Raw genomic sequence first — 20,002 nt, forward strand, 5'->3', positions numbered from 1 at the left:
TATGGCTATCGGTCCAGATGAACTGTGTGAGCTGTTGCCAGTAGAAGGTATCCGCATCGGAGCGGCAAACGCCCAGATCAAGCGCCCTGAGGGCGACGATATCATCGTGTTCGAGCTGTCTCCGGATTGTGAAGTGGCTGCGGTGTTTACCCGTAACCAGTTTTGCGCTGCGCCAGTCATAGTAGCTCGTGAGCACCTGCAAAAAGGTATGATGCCTGGTCACGTTCGCTATCTGATCGTGAACACGGGGAACGCCAACGCAGGTACTGGGGATGAGGGGCTGGCGACTGCCTACCAGATGTGTGAAACCCTGAGCGACCGACGCGAGATGGTCATGCCGTTCTCTACCGGTGTTATCGGCGAGCGTCTGGCTATCGAGAAGATCATGGATGCTGCGCCTGAAGCGTTGGCGTCTATGGCCCCGGACAACTGGGCTCGCGCCGCGAGAGGCATTCTGACTACAGACACTCGCCCCAAAGGCAGCTCGCGTCAGGTGCAGCTGGGCGAAGAGACCATTACCATTACGGGCATCAGCAAGGGTTCGGGCATGATATGCCCGAATATGGCCACCATGTTGGCCTACGTGGCCTGTGACGGCCGTGTTTCCCCTGAAGCTTTGCAGCTGCTGCTGAGCGAGTCCAGCGCGAAAACCTTCAACAGGATAACGGTTGATGGGGATACTTCCACTAACGATGCCTGTGTCCTTATTGCCACCGGTGTGAGAGGTGAAGAGCCACTGCATCCTGATCATGCCGACTGGGAAGCATTCGCCGAGGCTGTCGAGGCCGTGATGACTGAGCTGGCGCAGGCCATCGTTCTTGATGGCGAGGGCGCGACCAAGTTCATCACGGTTCAGGTTGACGATGCGGCGACGCCAGGAGAGGCGCTCGAGGTTGCCTACACTGTTGCACACTCCCCACTGGTCAAGACTGCATTTTTTGCGGCGGATCCGAACTGGGGCAGGATACTGGCCGCTGTCGGCCGCGCCCGCTTCGATGCGAGCCACGGCAATGGCAGTCTCGACCTCCGCGCTGTGCGTATTGATCTCAATGAGGTTTGCATCGTCAGCAATGGCGGGCGAGACGCGGCGTATACTGAAGCTGCAGGACAGGCGGTCATGGCGGAAGAGTTCATCACCATCACGATTCGGCTGGGTCGCGGATCCTGCAGTGACAGAGTCTGGACAACCGACCTGTCTTACGACTACGTCAAGATCAACGCAGAATACCGCAGCTGAGTCTGACCCGTCGGTTCGGCTTTTGAATAAGGCGCTGCCATGCAAGTCAATGCGATCTCGAACAATATCCAGGTCATTCAGGTCGCTGTCGGCGTTCTGATCCGTGGTTCTGGAGCGTTGCGCGAGGTTTTTGTCGCCAGGCGGGGCTCGCATCAGCACCAGGGTGGCTTGCTCGAATTTCCAGGTGGCAAGTGCGAAGCAGGCGAATCCATCGAGCTGGCGATGGCCAGAGAGCTCCGTGAAGAGCTGGGCATCGTATTCAGTGAAAGAACGACGCTCAGACCGCTCATCGAAATTCCCTGGCATTATGGCGTCGGCCTTTCCCAGAAACGCGTGCACCTCAATGTGCTGGAAGTTCAGCACTGGACAGGAGAGCCTCGCGGAGTAGAGGCGCAGGAAGCGGCCTGGATGCGCATCGCAGATCTGGATCCGCGCCATTTTCCAGCGGCGAATCGCGGCATCATCATTGCGCTTCAGGCGTCCGTGTTCGTGCAGGTTACGCCTGAGTTCCCATCGCTGCGCGCCCTAGAGGCCAGCCGGCAGCGGCTGACGGACAGCGCTATTGCACCTGTGCGGCGTGAGCGCACCGCAGATCTGGCTGCAAGCCTCTCGAGCTGGCTGATGTCTCCGCCGATCCAACGATTGAGGAGTCGCCTGAGTATTCTGCTACGGGCAAAGCATCTGTCGGCGCGAGATTACGCCGAGCAGGCAGCGCTGTTGCAAAAGCAGGTGTTCACTGAGGCGTGGGATCAGCAGCCGGTACCTCTCGGTATCTACCTTGATCACGGTAATGGCGGGGGTCTGTCGGCAGGGGACCTGCAGCGCTGGTTACGGGCATTTTCAGGCAAGTCGACCCCAGAGCAGAGTTTGCCTCGAGCTTCAGCGTTCATACACCTCACATCGGCTCAGTGCGAGTATTGGAGCGATCGGCTTGATACTGGCACCGCGCGCGACGAGTATTACTGCCTGGCCAACGAGGCTTCAGCCACGGGCGGCTACGGACCGCTTAGGAAAATGCTCGAGTTGCCCGATTTTTGTCTGCTGAGTGCTTCGGTACATAGCCAGGAGGCGCTCTGGCAAGCCGTGCTGCTGGGCGTGGACCAGGTCTTCATTTCGCCGGTGGCTCGAACCCAGAGCCATCCCGAGGTCAGGCCTCTGGGGTGGAGTGGTTTTGCGCATCTCACCCGCGAGTGCCCGGTGCCGGCCTTCGCATTGGGCGGTCTGACAGACCAGGACTTTGGAACAGCCATCATTCGCGGTGGTCAGGGCATTGCTGCCATTCGAGGTTTCGGATTTTCCGATACCTGATACTCATCTGCTGCCGGGAGAGTCAGCGCAGTCATGAACCTTACGCATCTTAACCAGCACGGAGAGGCCAATATGGTCGATGTCGGCGACAAGGCCGTCACGAGTCGTACTGCCGTCGCCGAAAGTTTGGTCGTTATGTCGTCTGCGGCACTAGAGCAGGTGATCGCCGGCAATAACAAGAAAGGTGACGTTTTCGCTACCGCTCGTATTGCTGGCATTCAGGCTGCCAAGCGCACCGCAGATCTGATTCCGCTGTGTCATACTCTGCTCCTGAGCAGTGTAAAAGTGACGCTTGAGGTCTTGCCGGAACGGCATGCCGTGCGTATCGAGTGTCGGGTCCGTACCAGTGGTCAGACCGGTGTGGAAATGGAGGCGCTTACGGGGGCCAGTCTTGCAGCGCTTACTGTCTATGACATGTGCAAGGCTGTAGACAAGGGCATCCGCATCGAGAACACCGCGCTTGTGGTCAAGACCGGTGGCGCTAGTGGAGAGTGGCATCGGCAGGAGGCGTCTGACATATGATTGAAGTCCTGTTTTTCGGTAAACTGCGCGAAACGATGGGCGCCGCAAGCTGGCAGCTTGACCTCGGGACAATCGGCTCGGAACCGACAGCCGAGCAGGTGCTCGCAGCAGCCTTCGACTATTTCGGCGGCGAAGAGGCTAGCACGGCGGACAGCCGTCAAGGCTTGCGCTGCGCGATTAACCAGAGCATGAGTGATTTCAGCGCACGCGTCGAAGACAACGACGAAGTGGCGTTCTTCCCACCAGTTACAGGCGGTTAGCCTGTCAATCGAGGTTGGTATTTGAGTAACGACCAGGCATTGATCGACCGCTTCAACAGGCGCGTGACCTATCTGCGGATGTCAGTGACAGATCGCTGCGACTTTCGCTGCGTCTACTGCATGTCAGAAGACATGACTTTTCTGCCGAAGGCCAGTGTGCTTACGCTCGAAGAGCTCGCGCACATCGGCTCGACCTTCGTTGAGCTTGGCGTGCAGAAAATAAGGCTCACCGGCGGTGAGCCATTGGTCCGGCGGGATGTCATGAGCCTGGTCACCGAGTTGGGGCGTCTTGAGGGGCTCAAGGAGCTCACCATGACCACCAACGGCTCTCAGCTCGTCAAACTGGCTCAGCCGTTGCGTGCGGCTGGCTTGTCACGTCTCAACGTCAGTCTCGACAGCCTGATTCCTGAGCGCTTCAGGGAACTCACCCGCACTGGCGATCTGCAACAGGTACTTAGTGGCATCGATGCAGCGAAAGCGGCCGGCTTTCCTTCGATCAAACTGAATGCCGTGATCATGAAGGGTCGCAATGAAGATGAAGTACTCGATCTCGTTCGCTTCGTGCTGAGCAAGGGGCTCGACCTTTCATTCATAGAAGAAATGCCACTTGGCGCAATTACAGAGCACGACAGAGCGAGTGTCTACGTATCAAGTGAAGCGCTCAGACAATTGATCACCAGCGAATACCAGCTTCAGCCCATGCTGCAGCAGACGGCGCTCGGCGGCCCGAGTCGTTATTGGCGGATACCGGGCCATGAGTCGAGGATCGGTTTCATTTCACCGCATAGCGAGAATTTTTGCGCTACATGCAACCGGGTCCGGTTGACCGTCGAAGGTCGTCTCCTGCTGTGCCTCGGCAATGAGCACTCGATAGATCTCAGGGAAATTGTTCGACAGTATCCGAACGACAGGGCTGCACTGAAAGCAGCGATCGTGGCCTCAATGGACGTCAAGCCAGAGCGTCATCATTTCGATCTCGATGATGAGCCTCAGATCGTCCGTTTCATGAATATGACAGGTGGATAGTTCGTGTCAGTGAATCAGTCAGTTAGTAACTCAGATAATGAGTCGACAAAGCAGTCAATGACCTACGTAGCCAGCTGCAAGCTTCCTACGCCCTATGCTGTGTTTACCATACATGGCTTCGAAGAAGGGGCGACCGGCAAGGAACATCTCGCTATTACCCTCGGTGATGTCATGACCACGGGCGATGGCATTGAGCCGCCCCTGGCAAGAACGCACTCTGAATGTCTTACCGGCGACGCCCTGTTCAGTATGCGCTGCGATTGCGGCTATCAGCTGGATGAAGCCTTGCGAAGCATTGCAAGGGAAGGGCGGGGTATTCTGCTCTATCTGCGGCAGGAGGGCCGGGGCATCGGCTTACTCAACAAGGTGAAGGCCTACGCATTGCAGGACAAGGGCGCTGATACCGTTGAGGCCAATGCGGCGCTGGGATTTGCGGATGATCTGCGGGATTATTCGATCTGCAAACCCATGCTCGACTACCTTGGGGTAGCCTCACTACGCCTGATGACGAACAACCCCAGGAAGGTTGCATCTCTGGAGGCGCTGGGTATCAATATCGCAGACCGCGTGCCGCTAGAAGTGGGCCGCAATCCGCACAATACCCATTACCTCAGTACCAAGGCCGGCAAGCTGGGTCATCTGCTGACCACGCATCAGGACGATGACGTCGCCGTAGTCGGCAGATAGCTCCGCAGCGGTGTTGACGAGGGCTGCAAGTAGTCCTCGATGCGCCTGAGAATGCCTGCGGCATCGAGCCCAATATCTGTCAGCAACTGCTCAGGCTTGCCGTGTTCGACAAACACGTCTGGGTGGCCGAGACAAAGAACTGGGACACTGCGCCTGTTGTCATGCAGTAGTTCCATGATGGCCGAGCCGGCACCGCCGGCCCTGGCGTGATCCTCGACGGTCACGATCAATTCATGCGTATCTGCCAGTTCCAGCAACAGCGTCTCATCGAGTGGTTTGATGAAACGCAGGTCTACTACTGTTGCGCCCAAGGTCTTGCCCACATCGATTGCTGTCGACAGCATGTTGCCAACGGCGATGATGGCCGTACCTGAACCCTTGCGAACAATGGCAGACTTTGCGAACTCAATGGCTTCAAGGGAGTTGCCCGGCGCTACGCCCGGCCCCGTGCCCCGAGGGTAGCGCACGGCCGCGGGGCCTTCGTGCTGAAAGCCGTAGCTGAGCATGGCTCGTAACTGGGCTTCGTCTGAAGCCGCCATGATGACCATGTTTGGCACAGTGCGCAGGTAGGCAATGTCGAAGGAGCCCGCATGGGTTGGTCCGTCTTCACCGACCAGTCCGGCTCGATCGATAGCAAAGAGCACGTCGAGATTCTGGATGGCGACGTCGTGGATCAGTTGGTCATAACCGCGCTGCAGGAAGGTTGAGTAAATAGCCACGACCGGCTTGGCACCTTCGCAAGCCATACCGGCAGCAAGGGTGACCGCATGTTGCTCAGCAATGGCGACATCGAAATAGCGCTTCGGGTAGCGGTCGGCAAAGGCAATCAGGTCGGAGCCTTCACACATGGCAGGCGTGATGCCGATCAAACGCTCGTCCTTTGCAGCCATGTCGCAGAGCCAGGTACCGAAAACGTTTGAATACTTCAGGGCCGGTTTTCGACTGGCTGCAGGCGCCTGAACACTCGTCGGTTTTTCAGCAGCCTTGGGTTCGATCTTGTTGATGGCATGGTAGCCAATCGGATCGCATTCGGCCGGGGCGTAGCCTTTGCCTTTCTTGGTGACCACATGCAGAAACTGCGGGCCGCTCAGCCGGTTGATGTTCTCCAGCGTGTCGATGAGCAGGGGCAGGTCATGCCCATCGATGGGGCCGATATAATTGAAGCCAAGCTCTTCGAACAAGGTACTCGGGCTGGCGACGAGACCCTTGAGGTGCTCCTCGGTCTTCCGTGCAAATTCCATCAGACCGGGTGCGCCCTGCAGCATGCGTTTGCTGCCGTCGCGCACGCTGTTGTAGGTGCTGCTCGAGAGCAAACGCGCGAAATACTTGCTGAGACCACCAACGTTGCGTGAAATCGACATGTCATTGTCGTTGAGTATGACCAGCAGGTCGGTCTCTTCATCGGCGGTGTGGTTCAGTGCCTCGAAGGCCATGCCTGCAGTCATGGCACCATCGCCGATAACGGCGATGGACTTGCGATCTATGCCTTGCAGACGGGCCGCCAGAGCCATGCCGAGCGCTGCGCTGATAGATGTGCTGCTGTGGCCAACACCAAAGGTGTCGAACTCACTTTCGCTGCGTAGGGGGAATGCGGCGAGTCCGCCCTGCTGGCGCACCGACGGCATACGTTCGCGGCGACCGGTCAGAATCTTGTGAGGATAGGCCTGATGGCCGACGTCCCAGACAAGCCTGTCATGCGGCGTGTTGAACACGTGATGGATGGCGATGGTCAGCTCGATGACGCCAAGGCCTGCGCCGAAATGGCCGCCACTCTGTCCTACGCTGTAGAGCAGGAAGGAGCGCAACTCGTAGGCCAGGCGAAGTAGATCTTCCGTGCTCATCTTGCGCAGGTCTTCAGGCGAATCGACTGCATCCAGCAACGGGGTGTTCGGGCGCTGAGATGGTATGGCCTGAAAAATGTGTGGCTTGCTCTGTTCCAATGCTTCTATCCAATTGTAAATCCGGTTGTTCTGCCCGGTGTTCCACTCTACGGGCACGGGATTCTTCACCGACTGCCGACCCAGCCTGACAAGTGTATCAGGCTAGCGTATTCGAGTCGCCAGCTGTCGCGTGAAGGCGCCGAGCGGCGTCTGGTCCATGGCTCTTCGCCGAAGGATTTCGTCAGCCTCGGTAAACAGTGCATCCAGATGCTGGCGCGCACCGTCGAGGCCCATCAGCCGGACAAAGGTCGACTTATCCTGCTGTTCATCCTTGCCGGCTGTCTTTCCCAGACTGGCTGTGTCAGAGGCGACGTCGAGAATGTCATCCTGCACCTGAAATGCCAGTCCGATCAATTTGCCGAAACGGCGCAGATCCGCCTCCAGGCGCTGGTCGTCAATATTGTGTACGCAAAGCCCGAAGATCACGGCTGTTTCAATGAGTGCGCCGGTCTTCATGGCGTGGAGGGCGCTGAGCGCGTCTTCATTCAGGTCCCGGCCTTCCGCGGTCAGGTCGAGTGCCTGGCCGCCGACCATTCCCGCTGCACCGCTGGCCGCAGCGAGCTGGTGCAACATGCGTAGCTGTGACGACGGTTCCACGCCCAGGGCGGTCAGCCCCGGGCCCGCCAGAATGTCGAAGGCCAGGGTTTGCAACGCGTCTCCTGCCAGTATCGCCATGGCCTCGCCAAAGCGAATATGGCAGGTGGGTTCTCCACGGCGAAGGTCATCGTCATCCATGGCCGGCAGGTCGTCGTGGATCAGCGAGTAGGCGTGCAGGGCTTCGATGGCACAACCGGCCATTCGCGCAGCCTCGCCGGCTACCGATCCCCGTTCGGCCTGAACGGCAGTGCCTGCGGCCGTCAGTGCATCTGCGGTCAGCAGGCAAAGCATAGGTCTGATACGCTTCCCACCGGTGAGCAGGGCATAGCGCATGGCATCAATCAGAACGGTTTTCCGTTGCGGATCTGACTGCGCAGCATCGTCAACTGGCAGAAGGCGATCGAGTTCGCGATCGATCTCCAGTCTCAATGTATCGAAATCCAGATTCACCGTGGCGTTCTTCGGCGCCTGAGCGGCGGTCTCTTCCTGCTGCATGAACCTATCGACCTGCATCGTCCTCAGGGTCAGGCGCGGCGCCATGACCTGAATTCTGCAGTGCAGCAATGGCTTCGCGCGACAGCAGGCTGACTTTCTGCTCAGCGGTCTGCAGTGCCTGCTGACAATGTCGCGACAGGGAAATGCCCTGCTCATACACGCTCAATGACTCATCAAGACTGAGATCGCCCCGTTCGAGCTTCTGCACCAGACTTTCGAGTCGTTGTAGCGTGCTCTCGAAATCGGCAAGTTTCATGGGCTCGGCTGCCTTGCTTTCAGCAGCTTGCGGTGACTTCCGTGCGGCCATAAGAGATTCCTGCTGACGTTTGATGTGCGCTTGGGTAGCTGTCGGTGGTGCCTGGGCGCCATGCTAGCCTTTTTCAGGAAAATTCACCAACCCTGTCTATACTCTTACCCATGCCTGGGTAGGCTCGATTTCTACCTCAACACATAGATTTTCCGGGGATTTCTGGTGGATATAGCAACCCTGGTGGGCCTGCTCGGCGCATTTGCCATTATTATCATGGCGATGCTCCTGAGTGGCACACTGATGATGTTTGTGGATGTGCCGTCCGTTCTGATCGTCATCGTTGGCAGTATTTTTGTCGTGTTGATGAAGTTCACGCTGGGCCAGTTTCTTGGAGCTGGTAAGGTGGCTGCGAAGGCCTTCATGTTCAAGTCCGATGATCCTGAAGAGCTGATCGACCTTGTGGTCGAACTGGCTGACGCTGCCCGCAAGGGTGGTCTGCTGTCGCTCGAAGGCAAGGAGATTCCAAACAAGTTTCTGGCCAAGGGTATCGGCCTGCTCATCGACGGTCACGATGCCGATGTTGTGAGAAATCTCATGACGAAAGACAAGAACATGGCTGTGGAACGGCATGGCATGGGTTCCAAAGTGTTCAGCTCCATGGGCGATGTCGGTCCTGCGATGGGTATGATTGGAACCCTGGTAGGCCTCGTGGCCATGCTGTCCAACATGGACGATCCGAAATCGATCGGTCCAGCGATGGCTGTAGCCCTGTTGACCACGCTGTACGGAGCGATGCTGGCCAACATGTTCGCCATTCCCATTTCGGATAAGTTAAAAGTGCGCCAGGCCGAGGAAGAGCAGACCAAGAATATGGTCATTGACGCCCTCATGGCCATACAGGCCGGTCTGAACCCTCGCGTCATCGAGTCGATGCTGCGGAACTACCTGCCGGAAGGCAAGCGTCCCAGCGCCGCTGACGATGCCTGATCAGGCGCTGCGATGATCGTCGAGGAAGAAAAGAAGCACGAGTGTCCTACCGGCATCCCCGCCTGGATGGCGACATTCGCCGACCTGATGTCGCTGTTGATGTGTTTCTTCGTATTGCTGTTGTCGTTCGCGCAGATGGATGCCATGGAGTTCAAGCGTCTGGCCGGGTCGATGCGTGATGCCTTCGGTGTGCAGAATCAGGTCGACGTTACATCGATACCAAAAGGCACCAGCGTCATCGCTCAGGAGTTCAGCCCTGGCAAGCCCGAACCCACGCCTCTGCAGATGATCATGCAGCAGACCTCCAACGCTGATCTGCCCAATCTCGAGCAGCTGTGCGAGCAGGTTGTCGAAAAGGCGCTGGCAGATCAGTGCCCGGTGCCCACTCAGGCCGAGCTCAGCGACGAGATAGTCGAGAAACTGGAAGCAATGGCAGACGAAGCCGAATCGACCGCTGTCCAGCTGGCGACTGCACTCGAGCCGCAGGTCAGGGACAATCAGATCGAAGTGGAAACCCGCGGGCGTCAGATCATCATCAGGGTGCAGGAGCGCGGCGCTTTTTCTTCAGGCAGTGCAAGCCTCAATCCCGATTTCTTCCCCGTCATCGACAATATGGTGAACATCCTCAAAGAGTACAAAGGCGGTATCGCGGTGGAGGGTCATACCGATAACATACCAATCAGGACCGCGCGATTCCGTTCAAACTGGGATCTGTCGGCGGCCCGTGCCCTCGAAGTCGCCCATGCCCTGTTCGAGAGCGGAGATATCGGTCAGGACCGCTTCACGGTGACGGGCGCTGCCGACACCAATCCGCTGATGTCGAACGACACCCCTGAAGGACGTGCTCGTAATCGCCGGGTGGAGATCATCGTGCAGCAACCGCTGGATCCAGAGTTGGCTGAAAAGCTTGAGACTATCAGGGAGAACACATCTCCGCTGCCGAATATCCGCCAGCAGCTGCAGTTCAGGGGACTCTCGGCAGACGAGATCTTCTAGGCAACTCCTCAAAGCCGTAGCGTTGTTTCCCCTTCGATGCCTGCCTGGCTAAAACGACGTTCCGTCACTGTCATCAACGCTGCCTTGCTATCGCCGATCGACACCAGTGTGCTACAGCGCGTGCCGTAACCGGGCAGGGCGATGAAGGCACTGGACAGCTGGCGTTCCATCTCGACCGGCATGCCAGTCAGAGGCAAAGCCTCATCAGCGGCCTGGGAGCGATCGAGCATCAGGTCCAGCCAGGCTGTCGAATCGAGCGCATCGCCAGCACTGCGCCCGCGCAATAGCTCATCGACCTGCTGCCGCAATCGAAGCGACTTCGGCCAGGGCGAATCCAGCAGGTGATTGCTCAGGACATACACGCCGGCCTCGAGCGCCCTGCAATGCACCTGGAAGCCCGCCGGCTCACCCTGGCGCGGCCAGCGATTCGTGCAATAGTGCAGGCCGCTGTCGTCCTGCAGCAGCAGGTTGAAACCGCCATACTGCATGGCGGTGCGGCCCAGCCCCGCCGCGAAGTCAGCGGCATTGAGCTCGCCTTCCAGGAAATCAGAGACCAGTTCGCCACGTGAGCGCGCTGCCAGCGCCTGATCAGGGTTGCGATAATTGGTCACGGCGGCGAAGCGTCTGACCCCGTCATATCTTGAAACGGCCATCCAGGTGCCGCCAGCCTGCAGGTCCTGACCCCCAACAACGGGCCCGTGCTGACTGGATGGCTCCCAAAGGTGTAGAGGGGCGGCTGGGCGCGCATAGAATTCGTCTCTGTTCGCGAGGGCGAGTAACTCGAAGTCGGGCGTAGCTTTATAGGCAAGCGCTATCAGGCACATGGTGTTGTCCGCAGATCTCGATTTGAATGAACAGTGACATTGAGCTCGGGGCTTTCGGTAGGCATCATATGCGGCCGCAGCTGCAGCACATCAGGACCGCAAGATGAACGAAGCCTTGGTACTGGCCATCACTCTGGCAGGCTACCTTGCCATAGGGGCCATTGCCGGTCTACTGGCCGGTCTGTTCGGTATTGGTGGCGGGCTGATCATCGTACCGCTGCTTCTGCTCGCCTTCGACATGCAGAATGTCTCGCCGGACGTCAGCATGCACCTGGCGATTGGCACCTCGCTGGCCACGATCATGCTGACTTCGATGTCCAGCATAAAGGCACATCACGCGTACAAGGCGGTGCGCTGGGACCTGTTCAGGCCAATGGCCTGCGGCATCGTGCTGGGGGCCGTGCTGGGCGTCTTCACTGCAAGCAGTCTCAGCGGCTCAGCACTCAAACTGATTATCGGCCTGTTCGCCCTTGCGGTGGCTGCGAAGATGCTCACCGGCTTCCAGCCCGCACCAACCCGGGTCGTCCCCCGCTGGCCCGGGCTTGCCGGCGGCGGCGCCTTCATTGGCTGGGGGTCGGCAATCTTTGGTATCGGTGGTGGAACGCTGACAGTACCCTGGCTGGTTTGGCATAATGTACGTATGCAGGATGCAGTAGCCACATCTGCAGCCTGCGGCCTGCCCATAGCCATCGCAGGGGCCCTCACCAACGTCGTCGCCGGCTGGAATGAGCCTGATCTGCCCAATTTTGCGCTAGGATTCGTGTATCTCCCGGCCTTCTTCGGTATTGTGCTGACCAGCATGGTGACCGCAAAGGCGGGTGCCCGCCTGGCTCATCGTCTGCCGGCGAAGTTACTCTCCAGGCTGTTCGCCTGCCTGCTCATCGTGGTTGGTCTTCGCTTGCTGACCCAGTCATTCTAATTACTGACGGAATACTTCATGGAACGTTGGTTCGAATACCCTGAAATTGATCCCGTTGCACTGGCCATAGGGCCACTCAAGGTGCACTGGTACGGGCTGATGTATCTGATCGGCTTCCTGGCCGCCTGGTGGCTGGGTCGGTATCGGGCCAGGCAGTCGCATACGCCGTTACGCGAAGAGCAGGTGGGCGATGTCATTTTCTACGGCGCGATCGGTGTCGTGCTCGGCGGGCGCTTCGGCTATGTCATATTCTATAACTTCGACAAGTTCCTCGAAGATCCGCTCTGGCTATTTCAGGTCTGGACTGGCGGCATGGCCTTTCATGGCGGTCTCCTCGGTGTCATCATTGCCATCTGGCTCTATGCACGCTCACAGAATATACGTTTCTGGAACATGATCGATTTCGTCGCCCCTTTGGTGCCGATCGGCCTGGGCCTCGGGCGCATTGGTAATTTCATCGGTTCAGAGCTCTATGGTCGGGCCGCCGATGTACCCTGGGCCATGGTCTTCCCGACTGACCCGCTTCAGATTGCCCGGCATCCTTCGCAGCTCTATCAGTTTGCGCTGGAAGGTGTGCTGCTATTTACGGTGTTGTGGGTATATTCGAGAAAGCCGCGCCCCACCATGGCCGTTTCAGGTCTGTTCCTGCTGGTTTACGGCTGTTCACGCTTCGTCGTAGAATTTTTCCGCCAGCCGGATGCCCACCTTGGTCCTGTCGCTTTTCAGTGGATGACCATGGGGCAGCTACTGTCTATACCGATGATCATCGCTGGTATCGTGCTCATGGTGCTGGCTTACCGTTGGGCTGACGCCCGTACTACAACAGGAGCTCCCAACTGATGCGTGCCTATCTAGACCTGCTACAGGACGTCCTCGACAACGGTTACGACAAGAACGACCGCACCGGCACCGGAGCCCGCAGCGTCTTCGGCCGGCAGATTCGCTATGATCTCGCCCAGGGCTTTCCGCTGCTGACCACGAAAAAACTGCATTTCAAGAGCATTGCCCACGAACTGCTCTGGTTTATCAGCGGCGACACCAATATCAGGTACCTGCGGGAAAACGGCGTTTCAATCTGGAACGAATGGGCGACAGAGGACGGAGAGCTGGGCCCGGTGTATGGCTCGCAATGGCGCAACTGGACCTGCCCGGATGGCAGCCATGTCGACCAACTCGACCGTCTGGTCCATGGACTGAAAACCAATCCGGATAGCCGTCGACACATCTTCAGTGGCTGGAACGTGGCCGATCTGCCGGATGAGCAGCTCAAACCCTGGGAAAATGCAGCCGCCGGCAAGATGGCTCTGCCGCCATGTCACGTGCTGTACCAGTTCTATGTAGCTGGTGGTCGTCTGAGCGCCTCGCTCTATATCCGCTCGAATGATCTCTTTCTCGGCAACCCATACAACACCGCTTCGCTGGCCTTGCTGACGCATATGCTGGCGCAACAGTGTGACTACACGCCCGGCGATATCATTCTTTCGATTGGCGATGCCCACCTCTACAGCAACCATCTTGAACAGGCCCGGCTGCAGCTCACCCGCACGCCAGGTCCGCTGCCGCAGTTGAAGATTCTGCGCAAGCCTGACAGCCTGTTCGAGTATCGCTTCGAAGATTTCGAGATCGAGGGCTATGAGCCTCAGCCGCACATACCAGCCGCTATAGCGATCTGATCATGACCAATAGCACCACGCCGAAAAAACCGAAGCTTGCTGCCATCGTCGCCCACGCCAACGATCTGGTGATCGGTCGTGATGGGCAGATGCCGTGGCATCTGCCAGCAGACCTCAAATACTTCAAGGCCTGTACCCTCGGCAGCCCGGTCGTCATGGGTCGCAAAACCCTCGACTCAATAGGAAGACTATTGCCCGGTCGGGATAATCTGATCGTTTCTGGCCACCCACGGAAGGTGACTGGTCAGTTTGAGACGCAGCCCACGAATCAGCAAACTACCGAAAGCTGGTGGCAGGATCCATTCGAAGCTGCCAGCGCAGGCCTCAAGCGTGCCGCGGAAGCCCGTCAGGACTACTGTTTCGTCATTGGTGGGGGCGGCATTTACGAGCAGCTTCTGCCTTACTGCGAAGCGCTTTTCGTGACTCAGATCGATCTGGACGTTGCTGGCGATACCTTCTTTCCAAGCTATGCTTCTGGTACAGGCTGGCAGCTCAGTGAGCTTACAGAGGGCCAGATCGATGAGCGAAACGCTTACGCTCATCGCTTTGCCATCTATACCCGTTCCGACACGCAGGTCGAACAGTTGTCCGCCATCTGAGACCGCCCGCGCTGCAGTGAGGGGGCGTCTCCCGTTCACCGCTCGCAAAGCAGAAGGGTCTCCGATTTGAATACCGAGCTGACAGCGGACTCGCTGGAACTCTTTCATCCCCTCTATCGACTGTCCCGCGCACAGCGGGTACTGCTGGCCGCACGTGCCGGGCGGGTATCACTGGAGCCTGGTGACGCTCGTCGGGGTAGTGAAGAGTCGGCCAAGCAAGTGCTCTTCCTGTTGACCGGCGAAGTTGAATTGCAGGCCCCCGAGCTTCCACAGGTCAGACTGGCCGCAGGTGCGCAGGCGGCGAGAAGTCCGCTCCGTCTGGCCGAAGGTCACATGCTCACGGCTACCAAAGCTGCTCAACTGCTGCTGGTAGATGACCTGGAGCTGACGCAGTTGATGAAGCAGGCGCCCCAACCGGGTATCGACGACGATTCGGCAGCGCTTAACAACGGGCAGGCCAAGAGGCTCGATGTGGCCGATGCCGCCGATGAAGCCTCACAGGGCTACCGCATCGTCGTCCAGATCAGCCGGGACCTGCAGAACCGTTGTCTGAGTTTGCCATCACTGCCACTGGCAGCCGATCGCATCCGCAGGGCGGCAGCCGACCCTGAGTGTGATGTCGCTCGTATTGCCGATATCGTGCAAACCGATCCCGCCATCACTGCGAAGATCATCTATGCGGTCAACAGTCCCTTATTTCGCGGATTCAGAAAAATCGAGAGCTGTCGCGATGCGGTCATTCGCCTCGGCGTCGAAACCACCAAGCAACTGGTAGCGCTGTTCACAGTGCGCGAACTGTTCACCACCCGCCATGAAAAGTTGCGCATCCGCATGGAAAAACTGTGGCAACATTCCATCGAGGTTGGCACGCTTGCCAGCGTGATTGCCGAGCGCGTTCCAGGGGTGAACCCGGGGCAGGCTTTGCTCGCGGGTCTACTGCATGATATCGGCGCTATTCCAGTCATACAGCAGGCAGCCGCACTGCCAGCAGCGCGACGGCATGACGATCTGCTCGAACATCTCATTACCGATCTGCGTGAGGAGATCGGTGTGGCCATGCTCAGGGAGTGGGGCTTTCCGGATAGCGTGATCGCCAGTGTCGAACATGCGGAACGCTACACCGGCGATTTCAGTGAGGCGGTGCCACTATGCGCCGATATCGTGACGCTGGCACAGGTTCACGCTTTCATTGGTACGGCAGAGCAGGCCTCGCTTCCGCCGATGAATCGCATACCGGCCTTCAAGCGTCTGGCCCGCTTCAACATCACGCCGCAGGAAAGTTTAAATATCATAGAACTGGCCCGTGCACAGTCTGCGACCGTATTTGAAGTGACAAGCTGAGCCGCACGGCCTCAGCCTCTTCACTCATGTACACCAGCCAAAGGCGCTCGATGTCATGCCGGACCGATCCGAGTCACAATCAGCTCAGACCGGGCACCAGATGGAGGTGCCACTCTTTCCGCTGGGCACCATACTTTGCCCAGGCGGACAACTGCCCCTGCGGATATTTGAACAACGCTATCTGAAAATGATCAGCGACTGCCTCAAGCATGAAATGGGCTTCGTGATCGTGCTCACCAGAACAGACGCTGAAAGCGGTTTCTTCGATCTCGGCACTTATGGGCGGATCAGCGATTTTCAGCAGCTGCAGGACGGCCTGCTCGGGATCACGGTTCAGGGGCGGGAAAAGGTCAGGATCAAGTCATTCAGGCAGGATGACACCGGGCTGTTTATCGGAGAGGTGGCCACCATGCCGCCCGAGCCCGAAGTCGCCGTCGGTGACGATTATGCAGAACTCGTAACTCTGCTGCGGGACCTGCAGAAGCATCCGGCCGTCAAGCGGCTGGACCTGGACATCGATTATGATGATTGCAGAGAGGTCGGCTATCGACTGCTCGAACTCCTGCCTCTGCGAAACGAAGACAAGCAGTATCTACTAAGCCTGCAGCGCCCTGCCTATCGGCTGGAACAGATGCGCTATATGCTGCATGCCATCGTCGAGCATGGTGAGGAAAGCTAGGTGTGCGGGCTCTCAGGCGCCGCTCCAGTTTGCCAGATATTGCTGCCCGACCTGACTCATCCTTACGCTCACATAGATGGCTGCAGCCACCAGCACGCATGCCATCACCGCATGGTTTTTCTGCCTGCGGTGGTGTCTGAAGAGAAATCCGCCCAGCGGGACTCGTGCCGCCTGCAAGGCGAAACAGGCCGTTCCGAGTCCCAGCAGGCTACCGCCAACGATATCCGAGAACCAGTGAACGCCGAGCAGCAGCCGGCTGGTGCCAACCAGTGTCGCCAGCGCCAGGCACAGGATTAGCCAGCGCTGCTTGCGGGCAAACAGCATCGCCAGCACGGTGTAGGTATACACGGCGCCGCTGGTGTGTCCGCTTGGGTAAGCCGCGTTGCCAGGTAGATAGGTCACCTCGGGTCGCACGACATCGAACAGCATTTTCAGTCCCGAAGTCAGCGCGTGGGTAGCCAGGCCCCCGAGCGCGATGCAGACGACCAGCCGTTGATGACCCTGGAACCACAGCCACACGCAGCTCGTGCCCAGGAGAATATAGAGCCAGATCGTATCTCCCAGCAATGTCAGTCCAATAGCCAGCAGACGCACCCACTCTATGCTGATGGCTTGTGCGATATTGAACATGGATTGATCGATGATGTCGATGGTCGACAGCCTGAATAGCGACTCGATGACAATCAGCGTCCAGCACAGCAAGGCGATCAGGAAGGCTGTGCCAGGCAGCCAGAGCCTCGTCTCAAAGGCCCTGAGCAGATAGCTCGCCAATGCGCCAGTCATGGCGCCGGCGGCCAGCACGGCCAGCGGTGACCAAAGGTGCCAGAAGGCCCAGAGCTGCGCTACCGGGCCTGTATTTTCGCCAGGTCGCCCCGCAGAATAGGAGACCGCGGAGTCGAGGGAGAAGTCGAAGCCCGCCGCCTCGAGGCTGCTGCCGGTGAGAAAGCCCGGAAAGATGTAGAATGGCGCCCAGGCCAGGGCCGACAATACATTCACGATGAGAAACTTGCGAGGTGACATCAGCATCATGCCCGCAATCATCGGCACGATGGGCCTGATAGGCCCGATAAAGCGCCCCAGTACAATGCTGAGCATGCCGTGACGGAGGAAGAAGGCTTCTCCCCTGGCCACCAGCATCGGATAGCGGCTCAAGGGCCAGAGCTGACGCGTCTGCGCCTTGTAATGCCGGCCCAGTGCGAAGCTGATGGCGTCGCCCGCCACTGCACCAACGAAGGCGGCGGCAAGAATCGTCATGATATCGAATTGTAGAAAGCCGGCCAGGGCGGCAAAACCAAACAGCATGATGACGCCGGGTACGATGATGCCAGCCATGGCCAGCGATTCGGCAAAGGCCGTGAGTGCGATGGCGCCGGTTATCCAGCCGGAATTGGCCTGTAGCCAGTCCAGTAGAGCAGTCAGGGGTTCAGTCACGATGTCTCAGTTCAGGGCTTGGAAAAGACTACCCTGTTGCCGCCGGCTGACTGTGCCTGCTGCAGCGAATTTTCAAGACGCTTCAGCAGGGCCAGTTCGTCGCTCTCGTCAGGTTCACGGGTCAGACAGCCCACGCTGGCGGTGATCGGATCTCCAAGTTTCCACTTGTAGGCTTCGATGGCACGGCGCAGTCGTTCGGCGATCACCAGCAGACCTTCTTCGGGCGTAAACGGCAGCAACAGATAGAAGATGCTACCCCGCCCATGATACAGGCTGTCGCCAGCCCGGGTCTCCTTCAGCAGCAATTGCCCGGTTTCGGCCAGCAGTTCGTTGATGCTGTTGAGCCCGTGCATCTCACTGATCTGGGCGAAATAATCGATGTTGATCACGACCAGCGACAGCGGATGGCCAACGGCCGCCGAACGCGCAATCTCCTGTCGCAGGGTGAATTCCAGATGCCGCAGGTTGTAGGCCCCGGTGAGCGGATCCTTGATGGTGATTTCGCGGAGAAAGCGACTCTTGTGGTGGTACAGCCAGGCATACAGCCCCGCCATGCCGATGAGCAGGGCATAGCTGACGAAGAAATTCACCGACTCGAAGAAGCTCTGGGTGAATAGTGACGACAGCCCAAGTATGAACAGCGACACGCAGTTGTAGAGCAGTGCCAGCGACTGTGACAGCAGTAGAAAGCTGAGCAGCGCCAGTGCATAGGACCAGTGAATGACTTCCGCCTGTCCGCTGAGGAACTGCCACAGGATGATGCATTGTGCCGCGCTGAGGATGACCACATGTCCCTTGTAGGCGTCGAGCTCGCTACGCTTCTGCCAGGCATACACCGCGCCCGAGATCAGCAGAGGCAAGAGCAGCAATCCGGCATAGAAGAGACCGTAAAGCCCATATCGCGCGTTTTGCAGGGCCAGGATGAAAAACAGACCAGCGCCGATGAGATAGAGGTAGATGCGTGCCCGGTTACGGAGCTGTGATTCAGTGAGCAAGGCTACCCTCCTGGGAAATCTGACTGAACGAGACAGACTGGTTCGGGCCCTTGTGCCGTGCGTGCTTCAGTGCCCGTCGCGCCTGCTCGATCAGCGATTCAGCTGTGTCGTCGACATTCAGAGTCGAAATGCCGATCCCTACGGTGACGGGATTGCGCTGCTTGTCGAAGACCGCCCGAATCTGCTGGCGTAGCCCGGTCGCACGCTTTTCCGCTGTTCTGGAACCTATGAGTGGCAGCACGACGATGAACTCTTCAGGCTCGTAGCGATAATAGCCTTCAAACAGTCGCAGATTTTCATGCAGAAGCTGACCCAATTGCTGGAGCAGGGCATTTCGCCTGGGTTCGTCCAGGTCCTCGAGACTGATATCGTCGACGCGGAGGGCAAACACGCTCAGGTCCGTGCCTTCGCGTTCACTGCGCTGTATCTCCTTCTCGAGATCCTGCGTCAGATATTCGCGTGTGGAGGCCAGCGTCAGGTGGTCAGTACGCCGCAGCGGCTTGAGCTGCTGCTCCTTGATTTCGCGCAGATATACGAAGGCCAGTGTGATCGACAGGCTGACGAGGTAAATAAAGAATACCTGTATGCGCTCGAAACCATCGACGGCAAAAATCAGTATGGTCGAGAACACTACGGAATAGATCGCGGTCACTACGGTCGCGACATGCATCTGATAGTTCAGGAAGGCCAGCAGCGGGATAAAATAACTCCAGTGCGTGATGCCCTGCGGCATGTAAATGGCGCCGGCAGTCGTGACCAGCATCAGCGCCAGCAATACAGTATGGGATAGCCAGTGCACGCCCTGTTGCGCGCCGAGAAATCCTCTGACGTTGTAGACCGATCGAGGGTTGCGCGGGTTGGCCTGTATCTCCTCGAGCCGCTTCACGATCGCTGCCTGTCGGCGATATACAAAATGATTGGCCATGAGCAGGGCCATCATGCCGACGCAGACGACAGCAAGCACCCAGTGCCCTGCAAAGGCGGCGGCAATGGCCAGAAGAATGGAGGCAAGGGCGCCATAGCCGTACGCCTTGGCGCGCAGCTGTTCATTGAATTCAGTCAGTTCCATATTGACCCGGGTCGGACTTGCCGTTAGCTGTTGTTTGCCTACAGCTTAGTCCAAGCCCGCCGGCAAGTCAGCGTAGTCATGCGTATCCGCCACTTTAATGCGCGGCGGCAGTCTGGCTCGCAGTCGTGCCGGACGGTATACTCGGATGATTCAGGATTTACAGGCAG

General features: G+C 58.3%; 21 protein-coding genes. 14 read left to right on the forward strand and 7 right to left on the reverse strand.

Translation table 11 applies throughout. The features are described 5' to 3' along the window. Position 1 precedes the first annotated feature (1 nt). The 6 genes from argJ to ribA all read left to right on the forward strand — a co-directional run bounded on the left by argJ (position 2) and on the right by ribA (position 5,040). Entirely contained in the window at positions 2-1,237 is a 1,236-nt protein-coding gene (gene argJ, locus ABD735_RS00300; RefSeq protein ID WP_344802108.1) for a bifunctional glutamate N-acetyltransferase/amino-acid acetyltransferase ArgJ, read from the forward strand. A 39-nt stretch (positions 1,238-1,276) separates the two neighbouring features. Further along, a complete protein-coding gene (locus ABD735_RS00305; RefSeq protein WP_344802110.1) occupies positions 1,277-2,545 on the forward strand; it encodes an NUDIX domain-containing protein in 1,269 nt (422 codons plus the stop codon). 33 nt (positions 2,546-2,578) lie between these two features. After that, positions 2,579-3,067, forward strand: coding sequence for a cyclic pyranopterin monophosphate synthase MoaC (gene moaC / locus ABD735_RS00310; RefSeq protein WP_344802112.1), 489 nt, complete (start codon positions 2,579-2,581; stop codon positions 3,065-3,067). Next, positions 3,064-3,327 carry a MoaD/ThiS family protein gene (locus ABD735_RS00315; RefSeq protein WP_344802113.1) on the forward strand — a complete coding sequence of 88 codons (264 nt, stop codon included), beginning with the start codon at positions 3,064-3,066 and terminating at the stop codon, positions 3,325-3,327. The genes moaC and ABD735_RS00315 overlap by 4 nt, the downstream gene beginning before the upstream one ends. 78 nt (positions 3,328-3,405) lie before the next feature. Next, positions 3,406-4,353, forward strand: a complete 948-nt coding sequence (gene moaA / locus ABD735_RS00320) for a GTP 3',8-cyclase MoaA (RefSeq protein WP_425548567.1) — start codon at positions 3,406-3,408, stop codon at positions 4,351-4,353. A 57-nt stretch (positions 4,354-4,410) separates the two neighbouring features. After that, a complete protein-coding gene (ribA, locus tag ABD735_RS00325; RefSeq protein ID WP_344802117.1) occupies positions 4,411-5,040 on the forward strand; it encodes a GTP cyclohydrolase II in 630 nt (209 codons plus the stop codon). Here the strand turns inward: ribA and dxs are convergent. The 3 genes from dxs to ABD735_RS00340 all read right to left on the reverse strand — a co-directional run bounded on the left by dxs (position 5,007) and on the right by ABD735_RS00340 (position 8,379). Continuing rightward, complete coding sequence (gene dxs / locus ABD735_RS00330; RefSeq protein WP_344803758.1) at positions 5,007-6,959, reverse strand: 1-deoxy-D-xylulose-5-phosphate synthase; 1,953 nt, start codon at positions 6,957-6,959, stop codon at positions 5,007-5,009. The two genes, ribA and dxs, sit on opposite strands and share 34 nt — an antisense overlap. Positions 6,960-7,082: 123 nt before the next feature. After that, a complete protein-coding gene (locus ABD735_RS00335) occupies positions 7,083-8,117 on the reverse strand; it encodes a polyprenyl synthetase family protein (RefSeq protein WP_344802119.1) in 1,035 nt (344 codons plus the stop codon). Beyond that, entirely contained in the window at positions 8,077-8,379 is a 303-nt protein-coding gene (locus ABD735_RS00340) for an exodeoxyribonuclease VII small subunit (RefSeq protein ID WP_425548543.1), read from the reverse strand. Before ABD735_RS00340 ends, ABD735_RS00335 begins: the two co-directional genes overlap by 41 nt. 165 nt (positions 8,380-8,544) lie before the next feature. Here ABD735_RS00340 and pomA point away from each other — a divergent pair, with 165 nt between their 5' ends. Next, complete coding sequence (gene pomA, locus ABD735_RS00345) at positions 8,545-9,309, forward strand: flagellar motor protein PomA (RefSeq protein WP_344802121.1); 765 nt, start codon at positions 8,545-8,547, stop codon at positions 9,307-9,309. Positions 9,310-9,321: 12 nt separating this feature from the next. Next, complete coding sequence (locus ABD735_RS00350; RefSeq protein WP_344802123.1) at positions 9,322-10,305, forward strand: flagellar motor protein MotB; 984 nt, start codon at positions 9,322-9,324, stop codon at positions 10,303-10,305. Positions 10,306-10,313: 8 nt separating this feature from the next. Here the strand turns inward: ABD735_RS00350 and ABD735_RS00355 are convergent, their stop codons facing one another. Next, on the reverse strand, positions 10,314-11,129 hold the full coding sequence (locus ABD735_RS00355) for an NRDE family protein (RefSeq protein ID WP_344802125.1): 816 nt from the start codon (positions 11,127-11,129) through the stop codon (positions 10,314-10,316). A gap of 103 nt (positions 11,130-11,232) precedes the next feature. On the opposite strand from ABD735_RS00355, the gene ABD735_RS00360 reads away from it, so the two are divergent. The 6 genes from ABD735_RS00360 to ABD735_RS00385 all read left to right on the forward strand — a co-directional run bounded on the left by ABD735_RS00360 (position 11,233) and on the right by ABD735_RS00385 (position 16,340). Then, on the forward strand, positions 11,233-12,048 hold the full coding sequence (locus ABD735_RS00360) for a sulfite exporter TauE/SafE family protein (protein ID WP_344802127.1): 816 nt from the start codon (positions 11,233-11,235) through the stop codon (positions 12,046-12,048). 18 nt (positions 12,049-12,066) lie between these two features. Beyond that, a complete protein-coding gene (gene lgt, locus ABD735_RS00365; protein WP_344802129.1) occupies positions 12,067-12,888 on the forward strand; it encodes a prolipoprotein diacylglyceryl transferase in 822 nt (273 codons plus the stop codon). Next, positions 12,888-13,721 carry a thymidylate synthase gene (locus ABD735_RS00370; RefSeq protein WP_344802131.1) on the forward strand — a complete coding sequence of 278 codons (834 nt, stop codon included), beginning with the start codon at positions 12,888-12,890 and terminating at the stop codon, positions 13,719-13,721. Before lgt ends, ABD735_RS00370 begins: the two co-directional genes overlap by 1 nt. Positions 13,722-13,723: 2 nt before the next feature. Further along, positions 13,724-14,320, forward strand: a complete 597-nt coding sequence (locus ABD735_RS00375) for a dihydrofolate reductase (RefSeq protein WP_344802133.1) — start codon at positions 13,724-13,726, stop codon at positions 14,318-14,320. 66 nt (positions 14,321-14,386) lie between these two features. Then, the gene (locus ABD735_RS00380; RefSeq protein ID WP_344802135.1) at positions 14,387-15,661 is read left to right on the forward strand and encodes an HDOD domain-containing protein; all 1,275 of its coding nucleotides are present in this window, start codon (positions 14,387-14,389) and stop codon (positions 15,659-15,661) included. A gap of 55 nt (positions 15,662-15,716) precedes the next feature. After that, entirely contained in the window at positions 15,717-16,340 is a 624-nt protein-coding gene (locus ABD735_RS00385) for an LON peptidase substrate-binding domain-containing protein (protein WP_344802137.1), read from the forward strand. Between the two features lie 12 nt (positions 16,341-16,352). Here ABD735_RS00385 and ABD735_RS00390 read toward each other — a convergent pair whose 3' ends face one another. The 3 genes from ABD735_RS00390 to ABD735_RS00400 are packed head-to-tail and all read right to left on the reverse strand — an operon-like array spanning position 16,353 to position 19,835. After that, on the reverse strand, positions 16,353-17,771 hold the full coding sequence (locus ABD735_RS00390) for a bifunctional DedA family/phosphatase PAP2 family protein (RefSeq protein ID WP_344802139.1): 1,419 nt from the start codon (positions 17,769-17,771) through the stop codon (positions 16,353-16,355). 11 nt (positions 17,772-17,782) lie between these two features. Beyond that, positions 17,783-18,766: a GGDEF domain-containing protein gene (locus ABD735_RS00395; RefSeq protein ID WP_344802141.1), complete on the reverse strand. Its 984-nt coding sequence runs from the start codon at positions 18,764-18,766 to the stop codon at positions 17,783-17,785. Further along, positions 18,756-19,835, reverse strand: a complete 1,080-nt coding sequence (locus ABD735_RS00400) for a GGDEF domain-containing protein (protein WP_344802143.1) — start codon at positions 19,833-19,835, stop codon at positions 18,756-18,758. The genes ABD735_RS00395 and ABD735_RS00400 overlap by 11 nt, the downstream gene beginning before the upstream one ends. Between the last annotated feature and the right edge of the window lie 167 nt (positions 19,836-20,002).

Source organism: Allohahella marinimesophila (assembly GCF_039538005.1).
GTDB classification, from domain to species: Bacteria; Pseudomonadota; Gammaproteobacteria; order Pseudomonadales; family Oleiphilaceae; genus Allohahella; species Allohahella marinimesophila.